General features: G+C 68.7%; 14 protein-coding genes and 1 pseudogene. 9 read left to right on the top strand and 6 right to left on the bottom strand.

Going from position 1 to position 15,576, the window contains the following annotated elements; genetic code table 11:
* The first annotated feature begins 324 nt into the window (after positions 1-324).
* Together RCR19_RS39430 and RCR19_RS39425 are read left to right on the top strand one after the other, a co-directional pair.
* Entirely contained in the window at positions 325-1,041 is a 717-nt protein-coding gene (locus RCR19_RS39430) for a VWA domain-containing protein (protein WP_331269894.1), read from the top strand.
* A gap of 188 nt (positions 1,042-1,229) precedes the next feature.
* Positions 1,230-2,154, top strand: a pseudogene (locus tag RCR19_RS39425) (MBL fold metallo-hydrolase); the annotation flags it as partial.
* Positions 2,155-2,201: 47 nt separating this feature from the next.
* On the opposite strand, the gene RCR19_RS39420 reads toward RCR19_RS39425, so the two are convergent.
* Positions 2,202-2,717: a hypothetical protein gene (locus tag RCR19_RS39420; RefSeq protein ID WP_331269916.1), complete on the bottom strand. Its 516-nt coding sequence runs from the start codon at positions 2,715-2,717 to the stop codon at positions 2,202-2,204.
* Positions 2,718-3,469: 752 nt separating this feature from the next.
* On the opposite strand from RCR19_RS39420, the gene RCR19_RS39415 reads away from it, so the two are divergent.
* Entirely contained in the window at positions 3,470-4,180 is a 711-nt protein-coding gene (locus RCR19_RS39415) for a hypothetical protein (RefSeq protein WP_331269893.1), read from the top strand.
* A 990-nt stretch (positions 4,181-5,170) separates the two neighbouring features.
* On the top strand, positions 5,171-5,629 hold the full coding sequence (locus tag RCR19_RS39410) for a hypothetical protein (RefSeq protein WP_331269892.1): 459 nt from the start codon (positions 5,171-5,173) through the stop codon (positions 5,627-5,629).
* A 477-nt stretch (positions 5,630-6,106) separates the two neighbouring features.
* Here RCR19_RS39410 and RCR19_RS39405 read toward each other — a convergent pair whose 3' ends face one another.
* Both RCR19_RS39405 and RCR19_RS39400 read right to left on the bottom strand, forming a co-directional pair.
* Positions 6,107-6,283 (bottom strand): hypothetical protein, encoded by a 177-nt coding sequence (locus RCR19_RS39405; protein WP_331269891.1) that lies wholly within the window; start codon positions 6,281-6,283, stop codon positions 6,107-6,109.
* Positions 6,284-6,361: 78 nt separating this feature from the next.
* A complete protein-coding gene (locus RCR19_RS39400) occupies positions 6,362-6,583 on the bottom strand; it encodes a hypothetical protein (RefSeq protein ID WP_331269890.1) in 222 nt (73 codons plus the stop codon).
* A 204-nt stretch (positions 6,584-6,787) separates the two neighbouring features.
* Here RCR19_RS39400 and RCR19_RS39395 point away from each other — a divergent pair, with 204 nt between their 5' ends.
* The 3 genes from RCR19_RS39395 (at position 6,788) to RCR19_RS39385 (ending at position 10,143) form a co-directional block, all read left to right on the top strand.
* Positions 6,788-7,804, top strand: a complete 1,017-nt coding sequence (locus RCR19_RS39395) for a DNA-directed RNA polymerase subunit alpha (protein WP_331269889.1) — start codon at positions 6,788-6,790, stop codon at positions 7,802-7,804.
* Positions 7,805-8,359: 555 nt separating this feature from the next.
* Entirely contained in the window at positions 8,360-8,830 is a 471-nt protein-coding gene (locus RCR19_RS39390) for a hypothetical protein (RefSeq protein ID WP_331269888.1), read from the top strand.
* 743 nt (positions 8,831-9,573) lie between these two features.
* Positions 9,574-10,143 carry a PH domain-containing protein gene (locus RCR19_RS39385; protein ID WP_331269887.1) on the top strand — a complete coding sequence of 190 codons (570 nt, stop codon included), beginning with the start codon at positions 9,574-9,576 and terminating at the stop codon, positions 10,141-10,143.
* Positions 10,144-10,188: 45 nt separating this feature from the next.
* Here RCR19_RS39385 and RCR19_RS39380 read toward each other — a convergent pair whose 3' ends face one another.
* The 3 genes from RCR19_RS39380 to RCR19_RS39370 form a co-directional block, all read right to left on the bottom strand.
* On the bottom strand, positions 10,189-10,998 hold the full coding sequence (locus RCR19_RS39380) for a GRP family sugar transporter (RefSeq protein WP_331269886.1): 810 nt from the start codon (positions 10,996-10,998) through the stop codon (positions 10,189-10,191).
* Positions 10,999-12,474: 1,476 nt separating this feature from the next.
* The gene (locus RCR19_RS39375) at positions 12,475-13,512 is read right to left on the bottom strand and encodes an SPFH domain-containing protein (RefSeq protein ID WP_331269912.1); all 1,038 of its coding nucleotides are present in this window, start codon (positions 13,510-13,512) and stop codon (positions 12,475-12,477) included.
* Between the two features lie 4 nt (positions 13,513-13,516).
* Entirely contained in the window at positions 13,517-13,948 is a 432-nt protein-coding gene (locus tag RCR19_RS39370) for an NfeD family protein (protein ID WP_331269885.1), read from the bottom strand.
* Positions 13,949-14,933: 985 nt separating this feature from the next.
* On the opposite strand from RCR19_RS39370, the gene RCR19_RS39365 reads away from it, so the two are divergent.
* Both RCR19_RS39365 and RCR19_RS39360 read left to right on the top strand, forming a co-directional pair.
* Positions 14,934-15,173 (top strand): hypothetical protein, encoded by a 240-nt coding sequence (locus RCR19_RS39365; RefSeq protein ID WP_331269884.1) that lies wholly within the window; start codon positions 14,934-14,936, stop codon positions 15,171-15,173.
* Positions 15,173-15,550 carry a toxin Doc gene (locus RCR19_RS39360; protein ID WP_331269883.1) on the top strand — a complete coding sequence of 126 codons (378 nt, stop codon included), beginning with the start codon at positions 15,173-15,175 and terminating at the stop codon, positions 15,548-15,550. The genes RCR19_RS39365 and RCR19_RS39360 overlap by 1 nt, the downstream gene beginning before the upstream one ends.
* The last annotated feature ends 26 nt before the right edge of the window (positions 15,551-15,576 follow it).

Raw genomic sequence — 15,576 nt, 5'->3', positions numbered from 1 at the left:
CGGTCCTGCCGCAGCCGCAGACGAACGGGCCTGCCCACGCCGCAGTCCGGGCTCCGGTCGAGCCGGCCCATGAGCCGGGCGAGGGCAGCCCCGCCCATGGGCGGATCCTCCCCGGGGGCAAGTGGTCCCGCCCGGCGCCCCCGTAAGGGGTGTCGAGCCGGGCCCGACCCGGCTCTCCCCCCGGCTTCCCGTCGGGAGGCCCCCGTTCCGTTCGAAACCGCCCTCACCCTCCACGGAATCCCTGATCAAACCCGCTCTCCCCGGGGCCCTGAGGTCATACCCTCCGGGTATGACCTCAGGTGAAGTGCATCTGTCAAAAACAGGATGAACCTGCGTAAAGGCCGAATCGCTTCATCCGCGGCCGCACGCTTCAGCGGTGTGCGGCGGCACTCGACCAGGGTGGTTCTGGCCCTCCCGGGGGCGCATCGTCATCCGTTCGAGGCCGGGACCGTGGCCGATATGGTGCGAAGAGCCGCCGTGCTGGGCGAGGTCATATCGTCCACGTCGGATGTGGACACGTGGATCTACACATCACAGGCACACCGCCTGCCCAGCCTTCGACTGTCGAATGCCGAACAGTGGATCGCCAACTGGGCGGTCCTGCCACGAGCGCCCCTGCTCTCTCGGGATGCCGCACCGGAAAACCTGCTCACCCAGCACGCGGAGCGCTATGCGCTCTTCGACTCGGAGGACCCGGGCAAGGCGGTCAAGGAGATCGCACAGAACCTCCCAAAGGGCGACACCCCAACCCTCGTCCTGTTCTTCTTCTGGGCGCTCTACTCGCAAGGTCCGGCTCTGGCCGATCAACTGGAGGCGGCGTCCGGCAAGAATGTGTTCTGGCAGTTCCTGGGCGACCCCAGTCCCCACTCCTCCGTACTCGGCAATCTCGATGCCCTGCGGGCCGAGGCTCCGCACATCAGGAACGTGAGCCTCTACCGGGGATGGGACTCGATCGAGGAAACCCCCGACTATCTCTTCTATCGCGGTGTGCTGAAACCGTTCACCCGTTGGCGAAAGAAGCACGCCACGGAGAAGAGCTGAGTGGATGCCGGGCAGAGGCCGGGGGGCGCGGGCCAGGTCACGCAGCGCGCCGCGGATGCACCCCTACGGCCACAGCGCAAAGGTGAACCTGTACTGACTCGAGCAGCCCGCGTCCGGGGAAGCCGGCCTCGAGGCCACAGCACAGCGCCCGGAGGCATGGCGTAGTTCCTGACCGTGAAGGACCGCCCATGAGCCCGCCGACTCCCCCGCCCGCCTCCCGCCGCCCCGCACCGGTCTGGCGGCTGGGCGGCCTGCGTGTGCACCGGATTGACGAGAGGGCGCTGCCCGCATCGACCGGCCCCCTGCTCCTGCCCGGCGCGAGCCCCAACCTCGTACGCCACGTGCCCTGGCTTCGGCCCGACTTCGCCGACGACGCCGGCATCCTGCGGCTGGCCAGCCACAGCTTCGCAGTCGAGGCAGGCCGCCTGCGGATCGTGGTGGACACCGGCATCGGCAACGGCAAGACGCGCACCAACCCCGCCTGGCACCAACTGAACACCGACTACCTGCAGCGGCTGACCCGGGCCGGCTGCCCACCCGACACCGTCGACCTGGTCCTCCTGACCCACCTACACACCGACCACGTCGGATGGAACACCCGCGACGAGGGCGGCACCTGGGTCCCCACCTTCCCCCACGCCCGCTACCTGACCTCCGCCACCGAATGGCACTACTGGACGGGCGCACCGGTGGACCCACCGCACCAGCAGGTGCTGCGCGACTCGGTCCACCCGATCCGCGACGCCAGCCTGCTCGAGGTGATCGACGTGCCCGCAGCGACCGTCCCGGGCGGCACGGGCGTCGAAGTGGCGCCCGGCGTACGGCTGTTCGCCACCCCCGGGCACACCCCGGGACAGGTCGCCGTCGAACTCTGCGGCACCGACCGGTATGCCGTCATCACCGGCGACTGCATCCACCACCCCGTCCAGATCACCCACCCCCACATCACCAGCAGCGTGGACACCGACGCCGCCCAGGCCGTACGCAGCCGCCGCGCCCTGCTGGCCACCCTGTGCGACACCGGCATCCTCGCCCCTGGGCACCCACTTCCCACCACCGACCGCCGGCACCGTCGCATCCGAGGCCGGCACCTACCGTCTCCTGCCCGCCCCCGGCCACCTGACCCGGATCCGCTGCCATGACGGCCCGCTCACCGGCGGTCAGCCGAAAATCAGCAGCGTGAGCGCCAGCGCCGTGTCAACGACGAGCAGAGGAAGACCAACAGGTCTGCCCCTGTCTTCGGGGGTACTTTTCCCGGTCGGCCGTAGAGCGGGATCGGCTTGCAGGGCGCGGATGCCGTCGACCGCCTGCAGCGCTTGCGGTCTGCGGCGGAAACGGCGGTTGAGCCAGGCGGGGGCGACGACACCGTAGATCTCCGCGCCGCGGGCACCCTCGCCCGACCGGTCGATTCTGAATCCGCGGTCCTTCAGCCAGACTTGGGCGAGCTCGTCCCAGGGTATGAGCCGGACCCTGCGCGTCCCAACGGACCACAAGCCCGCGCTGTCCGCCGTGATGCGCCAACTGAACTGGGTGGCGATCAAAAAGAAGCTATCGACGAGGAAAAACACAAAGAACACACGCTGCGCGAGCGAAATACCGCCCAGTACAGTCAGGTCGGCAACGACGAACACAGTCAGGACGCCCTGGCCCAGAACCGCGCACAGCCTGCTGCCCATACCCGGCCCCCAACTCAAAGGCGCCACACCAGGACGCGGCGGCTCACCCCAGTCCTCTGAGTATTCCTGACGCGCCGGTCTGACGTCGTACTCGATACAACGACGGAGCATTTCCTGACCGTCGCACGAGAGCCGCCCGGCCCGGCCGCGAACCCCGCTCGCCCCCGCACCGGACGCACCCCCGGGGAGCGCACACTCCCCCGGCCGGGCGCGGCCACGGACCACACATCGCCGCACACCCACGGGCATACCGACTCCCGCCAACCGCTGTTGTCATATGCCGTGCCGTGGACTGCCGTACCACTCAAGGGGTACATGTGCGCCCCGATTCACTCCCGTGCCCACAGGGACGTCCGCGCCCGTGGCGTGCGGGCACTCCCCCGCCGCAGACGCCGGGTGGGCGAGCCGCCCGGCGGCCACTGATGTCCCGCACATATGGCACCACCAGCGACAACACCGGCTAAAGTGCGGTGGCAGCACCCTGACGCATACGCGCCTATCCGACTCTCACCAACGCACCGGACGCCGGTCGCGTGCCCGGCCCCTGAAGCTCAACTCGAGCCACAGGTATCACTCAAGTGAAACAACAGGCCCTACTCACCCGTACTATCTCTCACCCGGGCTGTTCGCAGCAGTTACTACCGCTGACCTTTGGGCAGCAGCCCCGAAACACACAAGCGCAGGACTCACATTTGCTCCCGCGCTCCACCGGACCGGCCCAAGTGGCCGGCACAACGGAAAGGCCCGACACCATGTCGCAGAGCACCACTGCCGCAACGGGACTGTCATCGCAGTACGCCGCCCAGGTCACCAGCGACCTCGAGCGCAACGTCAAGGAGCAGGAGCGCATCAGCACCGACATCGCCGCGCTGCAGCAGGAGTTGACCTCCCTGCAGAGCGACCACTCCGTACTGGTCAACGTCCAGCAGGCACTGGGCATCACCTCCGCCCCCGCCCAGAGCGCGGCCACGCCGGAGGCCACCACCGTGCCCGCCCCCCGCGAGAAGACCTCCGCCGAGCCGAGCACCGGCAAGCGGGCACGGGCCAAGAAGACCGACGCCCCGGCCACGGACAAGAAGCCGGCCGCGCAGAAGACGGCGAGCAAGTCCGCGCCCAAGCCGGCGGCCAAATCCGCGCCCAAGGCTGCCGCCAAGTCCGCCCCCAAGGCTGCGGGCAAGGCGGAGACGGCGAAGGCGGCGCTGCCCACCCTGGTCGAACTCATCCGCCGGCACCTGACCGAGCAGAGCGAACCGCGCTCCGCCGCCGAGGTGTCCACCGCCCTGGACCAGGCCCACCCCGAGCGCGGCATCAAGACCACCGTCGTGCGCACCACCCTGGAAAACCTCGTCGCCCGCACCCAGGCCCACCGCTCCAAGCAGGGCAGCTCCGTCTACTACACCGCCCCCACCCAGCAGGACACCGCACCCAAGGCCGAGGCGGCGCAGGCCGAAGAGTCGAAGTAACCCCCGCACCGGGCGGCATGCTGCCGCTTCGGCGGCAGCCTGCCCGACCACACCCACCCACCAACTCGGACGCCGCGTATCAGGCGCCCACCGGTAGGTGTTGGAGCGTCAGTGTCGTGCAGCGTCCGGTGCCGGGCAGCCTGCGGAAACGTCAACGGGCGGTCCCAGCGCCGCCGATGCGCCCGCACGGCGGCGGCCCTGCGCCGGTATGAACACGTGAGGTGCCGTCCTCGCTGCACCGTCCAAGGAACCGACACCGGCACCGACCGACGACATCGCTTCTCCCCAGCGATCCGCCGGCACCACAAGCGCTTTCGCGGCACGCGCAATCCGTTCGCCGTCCGCGCACGGCCGTTCCCCGGGTAGGGCGGCGCAGCCGAGACTCGTGGCCATGAAGCTTCTCGTGATCGGTGGATCGGTGTTCGTCGGGCGGGCCTTCGTTCGCGGAGGGGCTGCGCCGCGACTGGGAGGTGACCGTTTTCAACCGAGGCCGGACCCAGGCCGACCTACCTGGCGTCCGCGCGCTGCGCGGGGACCGGACCGACGAGGCGGATCTCGCCGGGCTGGCCGCCGCCGGGCCCTACGACGCTGTTGTCGACGTCTGCGGGTATGTGCCTCGCGAGGTGGCGAAGTCGGCTGCCGCGCTCGCCGCGCATGCGAACGCCTACCTGTTCGTCTCCACCATCAACGTCTATCCCCACTTCCCCGCCCTGCCGACCGACGAGTCCTCACCCCGCCAGGGCGGCACCGCCGATGCCGGGCCGCAGGACGGCGACTACGGCTGGCTCAAGGACGGGTGCGAGAAGGCGGTCCGCCGCGCCTTCCCCGGAAGGGTCGTGGTCCTCCAACCAGGCCTGATCGTCGGACCGCACGACCGCGCCCGGCGCACCACGGCCTGGCTGCGCCGCGCGGCACGCGGCGGGCCGATGGCCGTCCCCGCTGCGGGTCATCGACGTACGCGACCTCGCCGCCTTCGGCCTCGAGGTGCTGATGAGCGCGCCGAAGGACGATGTCGAGGACTACCTGGTGCCCGGCGCACCGGACAACACAAGCTGGGGCGACTACCTGGATGCCTGCGTCGCCGCCACCGCAGGCCGGGCCGAGCTCGTCTACATCGATGACCAGCTTTTCGTCGACCACGAGGTCGAGCCGTGGACGGAGCTTCCGCTCTGGTTGCCGCCGGGCCCGCAATACGCGGCCGCCTGGACGACCTCGTGCGCGAAGGCGCTGGCCGCCGGCCTGCGCTGCCGCCCAGTCGCGGACTCGATACACGACACGGCCGCCTGGCTGTTCGCGCCCGGCGGCGAAAGAGAAGCCTTCGAAGATTACCGGCACTTCGGCGCGTGGACGCCGTTCCTGTCGGCCGAGAAAGAGCAAGCGATTCTCGCCGCCCACGCAGCCAAGCAGCCTCAACCAAGTGAGCGCCACCACGGCTGCGCCCGCACCTGATGCTTGACGAGCACCGGATCTCGTAGCCGGCCGAGGCAGCCGTGATGACTCGTGCGGGATGCCGCTTCCGGGGTTCGCAATGGCGCGGATCGCCCGGCAGTTGCGCGTCTGGGCCGCCGGCTGACCGCCCCCGAAGGGGGCACGGTCACCGGGGGAACGCATTTCCGGATTGTTGTTACCCGACTGCGCCCACCGGCCCGCACCGGCTGCCACTCCTCGACGCCGTCGAGGGCCCCGGGCCGTGCCGTGATGGACACCGCCCGCTCCGGCGGCGAGAATTGCCGTCCACCACACATCAAGACTTCTGCCCGGTGACGGAGTCGGTGCGGACACGCAACCGGAGCCGGTGACCGGCCCGCACGCCCGGCCCGGACGCCCGACGGCTTCCTGAACCCGAAGAAGGCCGCACCCCTCGCCGCAGCACCCCGCAACGGGCCGTACCCGGCCGTCGAACCCACTGCGGCCGTGGGGAAGGCCTCAAGCAGCCTCGGGCCGCCCGGCGTGCAGGCCCGCGGCGGGCCCGTGCACGTCCTCGAACAAGAAGGTCTCGTCCTCTTCGTAGTCCGGGGCCTGGAAGGGGTTCGTCGCCGCGGGCGGCGGCACCGCGGTGGAGTAGCGCGGTTGCTCTTCCAGAGCGGAGAACAGCGACGTCACGTCGATGAGCGGTCTCTCTTTCGGTACAGGCCCGCCAAAACAGGGGGGCCTGGCGTGCCGTGACCGGGCACAGCGGTCCTACAGCTTGGTCATCTTGGCGTACGGGCTCACGATCCGCACATGCTCCGAACCGAAATTCACGAGCACCGCCGATCCGTCCTCGATGCCGATCACCCGGCCCAGACCGTACACGTCGTGGGTGACCTGGTCACCCACGGCGAAGTGCTTGGGAGCCGGTACGACCGGGGCCTTGAAGGGGCTGGTAGGCAAATGACGCTTAGGGGCAGCAGGCTTTGTCATCGCCCCCAGTATGCACCCCGCAATGTACCCGTGTTGACGCCCCAAGGCGCCAGCAGCCGCTGGCCGGGCTCCACGACGGCAGGAGCCGGGGCCAGCGGACGGGCGAGTCGGGCGGTTCAGCCGCATCCAACGCCGAACCGCCCGTATTCTTCATGGTGTCTACGGCGTCACATAGCGGGCGCCAAATTTTGGAGGCAATACCCCGTGCTGATTGCTCAGCGTCCCTCGTTGACCGAAGAAGTCGTCGACGAATTCCGCTCCCGGTTCGTGATCGAGCCGCTGGAGCCGGGCTTCGGCTACACCCTCGGCAACTCCCTGCGCCGCACCCTGCTGTCGTCGATCCCCGGTGCCGCCGTCACCAGCGTCCGCATCGACGGCGTCCTGCACGAGTTCACCACCGTCCCCGGCGTCAAGCAGGACGTCACCGATCTCATCCTCAACATCAAGCAGCTGGTCGTCTCCTCCGAGCACGACGAGCCGGTCGTGATGTACCTGCGCAAGCAGGGCCCCGGCCTGGTCACCGCCGCCGACATCGCGCCTCCGGCCGGTGTCGAGGTCCACAACCCCGACCTCGTCCTCGCCACGCTCAACGGCAAGGGCAAGCTGGAGATGGAGCTGACCGTGGAACGCGGCCGCGGCTACGTCTCCGCCGTACAGAACAAGCAAGTCGGCCAGGAGATCGGCCGTATCCCGGTCGACTCCATCTACAGCCCCGTCCTCAAGGTCACCTACAAGGTCGAGGCGACCCGTGTCGAGCAGCGCACCGACTTCGACAAGCTGATCGTCGACGTCGAGACCAAGCAGGCCATGCGCCCGCGTGATGCGATGGCGTCGGCCGGCAAGACCCTGGTCGAGCTGTTCGGCCTGGCGCGTGAGCTCAACATCGAAGCCGAAGGCATCGACATGGGCCCCTCCCCCACCGACGCCGCCCTCGCCGCCGACCTGGCGCTCCCCATCGAGGAGCTCGAACTCACCGTCCGCTCCTACAACTGCCTCAAGCGTGAGGGCGTCCACTCCGTCGGTGAACTCGTGGCACGGTCCGAGGCGGACCTCCTCGACATCCGCAACTTCGGTGCGAAGTCCATCGACGAGGTCAAGGCGAAACTGACCGGCCTGGGCCTGGCCCTGAAGGACAGCCCGCCCGGATTCGACCCCATCGCCGCCGCGTTCGACGCCGACCACGACGCGAGCAGCGGGTTCGTGGAGACCGAGCAGTACTGACCTACGGGTGCTGGGTCGCGGAAAGGCCGACACAGCATCGGCCGACCGCACCCGGCCCCCACAGGCCACAAACCTCACCGGCCATGGACCTGACCGGCGACGGGGCAGACGCCCGAGAGTTGCTGGAGCCTGACAGGGACGGCGAGGGCGTCCGCCCTGCCCCTCCCGCTCCTGGCCCACCCGGAGCGGGGCGGGGGCGGGAGAGAACGTGTCGTGATGCCCCTGATGACCCCAGAGCACCCCAGAGCGCAGGTAGCGGCCCATATCGGCTGATCATGCAACTGCGCCCGCGCGGAGGACCGGTTCAACTCCGCGCGGGCGAGCAGGGTGGGGACTTGCCCATCGGCTCCACGTACGCGTATGCCTTCTCCTGTGACTGCGCGCAGACTTCGCCCACTCCGGTTACCCGCACGCCTTGCAGCAGCCATCGTGCTGGCACCCCTTGCTCTGACAGCGTGCGCAAGCCACGGCGGCAAAACAGCCGACACCCCCACCACACACCCGTCGACGGCGGCAGACCCCTCGGCAGTGGCCGCACCCCGGCAGACACCGCAAGTGGACACCCCCTCACCCCCAGCGCCGGACACCGACGACGCCTTCGCCGCTGCCGGGCGCGAGGCCGACGAACAACGCGCCGCCGCAGCCGCGAGCGGAGACCCCCTCGCCCCCAGGAACACCCACGTCCCGGCCCCCGACGAATACGGCTTCGGCAAGCCCGCCGCCACCGCGCAACACGGCGACGTCGTCGCCTACACCCCGCGCCGGGAATCCGGCCGCCTGATCATCCCCCTCACCATCCACAACGCAAGCGACGACCGCGTCACCTACCGCGTCACGGTCACGGCCATAGGAGCAAGCCAGGACTCCCCCGTCACGGTCACCACCCGAGCGGACAGCGTCTTCCCCCACACCACATGGCCGACCCAGGTCGACATCACGGCGGCAGGCGCCGGCACCAGCCCCGCCGGCATGCGAATCAGCCTGCAAGTGATCGAGGACGCCTACCCCTTCGGCGACTCCCACTGACATCCCCATGCTGCGCCGTCTCGCGGACGCTCCGGCCACCCGTGGGGGCCGCCCCTACCCGCGTAGGGTGCTGGGGTGTTCAACCGGCTTGAGGTCGGTGCGGTGCCACCGGGCCCGCGATGGGCTGCCCAACCGCAGGTCCCAATCAACGACGAAGACGTGGTCACACAAGCGGTTGGAAGGGGCGGCCGCGGCCCGTTCACACAGGAAGTACTGCCCGCCGACGGCCACGGCCCCCTCTGAGCGAGGCGCGAGGCGCCAGGCGCGACGTGTCGTGCCGGGCGAACCCGAATGCACGGGCCGACGCTGCGGCTACCTGACCGTACTCGTGCAGCGCCATGGCCAGATCGTGGAATGCTCCGACTGGGAAGTGCCCTTCGACCAGGAGCGGCCCCCCACCTTCCACTTCGACACCGATCACAACGACACCGAACCGACCCGCACACGCACACGCACAAACCAGCAGCGACAGGCCTCAAAGAACGATCGACACGGGCCGCACGGCCGCCCGCGCGCCGTCGACCGGTCCCGCAGCACCGGCAGCAGGTACGGCGATGCGGCAGTACGGCGGGGCGGCGGGGCGGCGGGGCGGCGGGGCGGCGGGGCGGCGGGGCGGCGGGGCGGCGGGGCGGCGGGGCGGCGGGGCGGCGGGGCGGCGGGGCGGCGGGATCATGTAACGGGTTCGCTGCAGCCCCAGGACCGCGGGGGTTCGGGGCCGGATCCGGGGCGTAGCGTGCGCGCTCGTGGATGAATTGATCTTCAGAGCGAAAGACCGGCACCGCCCGTCCTGGCGGCAGTTCGTGCCCGTGCTTCTCATATGCGTGCTTCAAGGGGTCTTCTTCTTCCGCGACGCCGACATGGTGACCGCCTCCTGGGTGTCCGGCGCGCTCCTCGTGCTCTGGGGCGTGGGCTTCTTCCTCGTACGCCGCAGCCAGACCACGGTCGGCGCCGACGGCATCACCATCACCTGGGGTATGGGGCGTGGCCGTACCCACCCCTGGGATCAGATCCGGTGGATCGACGTACGCGAGACCCGAACCGATTCCGGGACCGTACGCACCGCCCGGATCACCCTCGCAGGCGGGCGGCGCCGCTCGCTGCCCGCACTGAGCCACAGCAACCTCTACCCCCTCCCCGACTTCGACACCGATGTCCAGCGAGTCGTCAACTGGTGGGAGCTGAGCACCGATCCAGCCACGCGGACCCAGCCGCCGAAGCGGCCGCGGGACCGGATCACACCGCAGGCGCTCGGCGTCATCCTCGGGCTCGTCATCACGGCCGTCATCGTGCTCGTCGTCCTGGCACAGAACTAGGGGGTTCCCGTCCGGATCAGCCCCGGCGGGACAACAGCAGGAAGCTCAGCCGAGGGCGAGCAGCACGGTGGCCGCTGCCGTGCTCAGCAGGCCGGCAACCTGGCGCCGATCGACTCGCTCGTGCAGCACCGTAAGTCCCAGGATCACGGGCAGGGCCGGGTACAAGGAGGCAAGGACGACAGCGACCGCGAGCAACTGCCGTTGCGTCGCGAACAAGTAGAGAATCAGTGCCAGGGCCGCACCTGCTCCGGTGAGCATCGCTTGGGCCGTACGTACCGGGGAGACTCGCAGGTTGCGTGCCGCAGTTGGCAGCAGTACCGCCACCGCGGCGAGGCGGCCCGCAGCCACCGGCCACAGCCCGCTCGAGGGCCCTGCCTGAGCGAGTGCCAGGTACTGCACGGCGACACCGATGCTGGCCAGCAGGCCGTCCCGGGCACCTGGGCCCGTGGTCGCGTCCGGGCTTTGCCGGAAGGTGGTCCGCCCGCCGGAGACGAGCCAAAGGGCGGGCGCCGTGACAGCGATGCCCGTCCAGGCCAAGGGTGTGGGCCGATCCCCGAAGACGACAACTTGGCCCAGGACGGAAAGGGCCACGGACGTGACGGCGCTGACGGGCATCACCACGCTCATCGCACCGCGGCTCAACCCGCGGTTGAGCAGCAGCATGGCGGCGGCGCTGCCGAGACCGGACACCGCTCCCCAGCACAGGTCTGCACGGTGAACGCAGGAGGCGGGGACGAGGACGGCGGCCCCCTTCAGGGCACCCCTGACTGAATGGGTGCCCTTCTCGCGCTGACCTCCGCCTTGTGCTACGGCATCGTCGACTTCGCCGGCGGTGTCCTGTCGTCGACTCTTCATCTATCCGACCAAGGCCGCCGCGCGGCGGACCATCCGGACGTCACCACCCGCCTCATCGAGGACCCCGCACAGGCGCCTGCTGACACCCCGCCCCGCCTGCCCCGGCCGCACCATCACGGGCCGGGGCACGTCCGATTCAGCCCGGCTCGCGACGCCGAGGGTAAAGAGTCGGGGCCTCGTTGCGCGTATTCCTGGGGAGCCGCAGTGTGCCTTCTTGCTCCGGCCGGCTCCGATGTAGCGGCCGCGTAGGCGGGTCGCCGCTGTGGCGCACTCGAGCAGGGCGTCCAGCTTTAGGACCGTCGCGACCGCGGCGCCACACTGCGCCGGCCCAGGCGCCGGACGTGGTCTCGAGCGTGGCGAGTCCTGGACGACGCGGCCCCGGAGGCTCTTCTGCCGGTTCCACTCGCGATGGATCAACGGGTTGCTCCGGCCGGTGATGAACTTCGTTGCGTGTGGCTCGTAGTCGGCGGGGATGCCGGTGTGCTGGTACAGCTGCTTGCGGAAGTCGAGCCAGCAGCGCAGGGACGCGCTCCAGTGTTGGAGTGCGACCTCGAGCCAGCCGTAGACGACGTAGCCCGTGCTCTCGGCCCCGGGGTCGTCGATGTAGAAGATCCGCGCTGACGGCGATCGATCTGCCGATCCGCCCTGAGGCCTGGGAAGTTGGAGTGCATCCGGAACAGCTGGGGGTAGAACCGGTGAGATTGGCAGCCCCGTCCCGCGCCCACGCTGCACGAAGGTGGCGGACGGTACGACACACGTCTTCGGCATGGGCAGCTGGTCGATCGGCGGCGGGGTTGCCACCACCGACCCGAGCATCCCGCCGGATGTCCAGGGCGGCGACCAGGCGGCCCAGTTCATCGGCCGGGGCACAGGGTCACGGCCACCCCGCTGTTCATGGCGCCCGTGGCACCGCAGGATGTCTGCAGTCCATGATGCGCGGCGTCGCCACCAGCGGCACCGCCGAGGAGGGCGACCATACCAACGGATAGCTGACCGCGTACAACAACCGCATCGCCGTCGCCGCTCTGGTCGAGGGCGAGGCAGATCCGGGGTGGATTCTGCCGGGTCAGGCACCTGCTGACCGAGAACTGAGTTGCTGCCGGCTACGACCAACGACCGGGCCCTGCGTCTGGGTGCACCTACGCCACGGCGCGCAGGCCGTCGTCTCGTATGCCCTCCCCGTCGGACATCCAGGACCAGGCGCCGGTCCCACTGCTCGGGCCCGCCCCCGCGCCCGGCGTTGCTCCCCGCCGGGAACAGCGGTGCCAGTGGTGCAACTGCCCGTCGGCCATTGTCAAACCGGGATAGAGGTGCTGCGGCGAAGCACGATCATCTCAACCCGGCCACGAGCAGGGCATGACGGGTACTGGCTGGTGGACGATTACACGGTACGTGCACCCAGAATCCCGGTAGGACTAGCAAGCCCGGACATGCCCTCTCCGACCAGGGGTCCGAACGGCCCCCGCGCGTTCGCTGTCAGTGAGGGGGCTGGGACGGGGGGGAGTCCGCGCTGACACGATCGGCCCTAGCCGCGTCGGCGAGGGCGGCGGCCGCGGCTTCCGCGGCTTGGGCCGTGTCGCTGGCCGCTCCGGCAGCCGTGTCGTCTGCGGGTTTCTCGCGGGTGGCCGGTGACTGCGGTAGCGCTTCGGTGAAGGCTCGGGATACGCCCTGGAGTGCCGAGGTGACCTCGCTGGGGATCACCCAGAAGGTACTGCCCGGGCCTTGCGCGAGTTGAGGCAGCGTCTGGAGGTACTGCCAGGCGAGCAGCTTGGGGTCGGGGTCGTTGCGATGCACAGCCTGGAACACCTCGTCGATGGCGCGGGACTGGCCCTCGGCCTGGAGGATCGCGGCAGTGCGGTTGCCCTCCGCGCGCAGGACGGCGGCCTGCTTGTCGCCTTCGGCGGTGAGGATCTGCGACTGACGTTGCCCCTCGGCGTTGAGGATCGCGGCCCGCTTGTCCCGCTCGGCCCGCATCTGCTTCTCCATCGCGTCCTTGATGGTCTTTGGAGGATCGATGGCCTTGATCTCCACACGGTTGACCCGCAGCCCCCACTTGCCGGTGGCCTCGTCCAGCACACCTCGCAGTTGGCTGTTGATGGTGTCCCGCGAGGTGAGGGTCTTTTCCAGGTCCATGGATCCCACGACATTGCGCAAGGTCGTGACGGTGAGCTGCTCGACCGCCTGAAGGAAACTGGCGATCTCGTAGAAAGCCGCTCGCGGGTCGGTGACCTGGAAATACAGGACGGTGTCGATCTCGACGACCAGATTGTCCTCGGTGATGACCGGCTGCGGCTTGAAGGAGACGACCTGTTCGCGCAAGTCGATCAGCGGATGAACCCGGTCGATGTACGGGATGACGAGACTGAGGCCAGGAGTCAGGGTCCGGTGGTAGCGGCCGAGCCGCTCGACATTACGAGCCCGCGCCTGGGGAACGATACGGACCGCCCGCACCACGGTAAAAACCGCGAACAGCGCAACGATCAAGCCAGCAATCAGGAACGCCGAGGTTTCCATGGTTTCAGTCCCGGGGGTAGACGATCGCGGTGGCACCACTGATCTCGATCACGTCGACGGTCTTTCCGGCAGGAATCACCAGCGTCTCGTCGTAGGCGCGGGCCGTCCATTCCTCGCCGTCGATACGGACCCTGCCGCCCAGGCCCGTCACCTCCGAGACGACACAAGCCGCCTTGCCGACCAGTGCGTCGACGCCGAATCGCGCCGCTTGGGGCTGGAGCACGTGGCGCAGCGCAAGGGGTCGCACGAACAGCACCGTAACGATGGCGACGGCGGTGAACACCAGGAACTGGAAGGGCAACGGCAGCCCGATCGCGGCGGACCCCGCCGTGACCAATGCGGCCGCACTCAGCATTCCGAGCGCAGCTGTAAGAGTGAAGATCTCCGCCACAGCCAGCACAGCTGCGATGATCAACCAGATCAGCCATAGATCCATTGCGTGCCTCTTCTGACCGGAGCGGGCGCGAAGGGCCTGACTCCCATCATTGGACCCCGGTGTGGGACAACCGCGATACCCCTCAGTAGGAAATGCTGTCGGTCTATCGGAGTGCGGTGCAGCGTACCCAAGCGGCTCCTTCATATCCTTTGCCTCTACTTTACCCACCGGAAGAAAGATCACCCTCGTCATCGCGGACGAGTCGATCCAGCTGGATCTTCCATCGATGCATGGCTGCAGGTCGCCGAACGCGCCATCTATCCACCAGTGCGGGAGCGAGAACGTCCGGACCTTAGGGCAGCGGGGCACCGCGGTCCGGCATGACCCAGCCGTGCCGGGCAGTGCCCCTTAACGATCAGTTTGTCTGCCCGTCGGAGCTCCCCGGCGATCTGCTGAACGATTTCCGAAGCGCGGAGTTCGTCGGTGCGGCGACCCGCGTACAGGGTGGCGCCGTTCATGGAATTCCCGAGGTAAGTGGCGGCAAACCGCACGTCGGCGACAAGGTGATACAGCTCCCACGCATGGGTCTGCCAGCCCTGGTCCGCGGTGTTCTTCGACCCGAAGGAGCATCGGCGCTGCCGGGGATGTCGGTGGGAGCAGTTGGACATGAAGCGCGCCCGGGTTGATGATGTGGCTCGCCGAGGCGTCGGTGTGCGCTGGTGACGGCTGCACGAAGCCGTTCGGGTTCAAGAAGGTGGCGCCTGTCTGGCTTGCGGAGCGTAACTTACTGCTCAGGCCAGAGCGTTGGGACCTCCCGGCTCGTGGGACTCGTCAGGTTGGTCGCGTCGGTGTGTGTCGTGTCAGACGGCGTTCGACGCGAAGTCGAAGCGGTGCTGGTCGGAGAGTCAGCCCAGTTCGAGTGGCCGTGCTCGTCCCGCGTGCGAGGTTCACTTCGACATGCTTCTGAACCTGGGCGTCCCCGGGCCACACCCCTTGAACGTAGGTGAGCCTGGCGACACCGGTACCAAGTAGGTACCATCGGTGCATGCCATCACTGAACGTGTCCTTCTCCGATGACGAAATGGAAGGCGTGCGTGCCGCTGCTGCTGCTGAGGGCAAGAGTCTGAAGCAGTACCTGCATGATCTCGGCGTGCGCGAGATGCATCGCAAGCGGTTCGTCGCCGGCGCCGCCATCTGGGCCGACAGGCTTCGCGGCGAGTTCGACGAAGCGTTCCCTGAGGAGATTCCTCCCTCTCAGCGTGGCGACGGGGCTGCTGCTGCCTGATGGTTCTGTATATCGATGTCGCCTGGCTGCTCGATGTCCAGGAGGCGGCCCTCGGGCGCGAGGACATGACAGTGGCTGACTACTCGGCGCTGGTGGCGGCCGCCGCGCGGCACAAGACCAAGATGCCGACGCTTGAAGCGTCCGATCCGGATGCTGCATGGCGGGCCGCTGCCCTTTTGCATACAATCGTGAATCTTGAGCCGCTTCCATATCGAAATGGCCTTTTTGCTGCTTTTGTGGCTGCTCAGTACATGGACCAGTCCGGCGAGGGGATCGATCCCCCTTACGGCTCTCTGTCCGATCTTGTGCGGAAGGTTCGGGATAGTCGCTTGCGCATCTATGCCGTCGCTGAGGCGTTGCGTTCCTGGCGGATCTGACGCCGCTCCGGGGCCGGCAGCGTCAG

This window comes from Streptomyces sp. WAC07094, from assembly GCF_036320405.1.
Lineage (GTDB): Bacteria > Actinomycetota > Actinomycetes > Streptomycetales > Streptomycetaceae > Streptomyces > Streptomyces lannensis.
Note: the sequence above shows the minus strand (reverse complement) of the source record. Positions and strands in the feature narration are given on the sequence as shown.

Bases quoted from the DNA above. Each gene is read 5' to 3' on its own strand.
- RCR19_RS39430 (WP_331269894.1), top strand. From the start codon at position 325: ATGAACCTGCGTAAAGGCCGAATCGCTTCATCCGCGGCCGCACGCTTC.
- RCR19_RS39420 (WP_331269916.1), bottom strand. From the start codon at position 2,717: ATGGGCAGCAGGCTGTGCGCGGTTCTGGGCCAGGGCGTCCTGACTGTG.
- RCR19_RS39415 (WP_331269893.1), top strand. From the start codon at position 3,470: ATGTCGCAGAGCACCACTGCCGCAACGGGACTGTCATCGCAGTACGCC.
- RCR19_RS39410 (WP_331269892.1), top strand. From the start codon at position 5,171: ATGAGCGCGCCGAAGGACGATGTCGAGGACTACCTGGTGCCCGGCGCA.
- RCR19_RS39400 (WP_331269890.1), bottom strand. From the start codon at position 6,583: ATGACAAAGCCTGCTGCCCCTAAGCGTCATTTGCCTACCAGCCCCTTC.
- RCR19_RS39380 (WP_331269886.1), bottom strand. From the start codon at position 10,998: ATGAAGAGTCGACGACAGGACACCGCCGGCGAAGTCGACGATGCCGTA.
- RCR19_RS39375 (WP_331269912.1), bottom strand. From the start codon at position 13,512: ATGGAAACCTCGGCGTTCCTGATTGCTGGCTTGATCGTTGCGCTGTTC.
- RCR19_RS39370 (WP_331269885.1), bottom strand. From the start codon at position 13,948: ATGGATCTATGGCTGATCTGGTTGATCATCGCAGCTGTGCTGGCTGTG.
- RCR19_RS39365 (WP_331269884.1), top strand. From the start codon at position 14,934: ATGCCATCACTGAACGTGTCCTTCTCCGATGACGAAATGGAAGGCGTG.
- RCR19_RS39360 (WP_331269883.1), top strand. From the start codon at position 15,173: ATGGTTCTGTATATCGATGTCGCCTGGCTGCTCGATGTCCAGGAGGCG.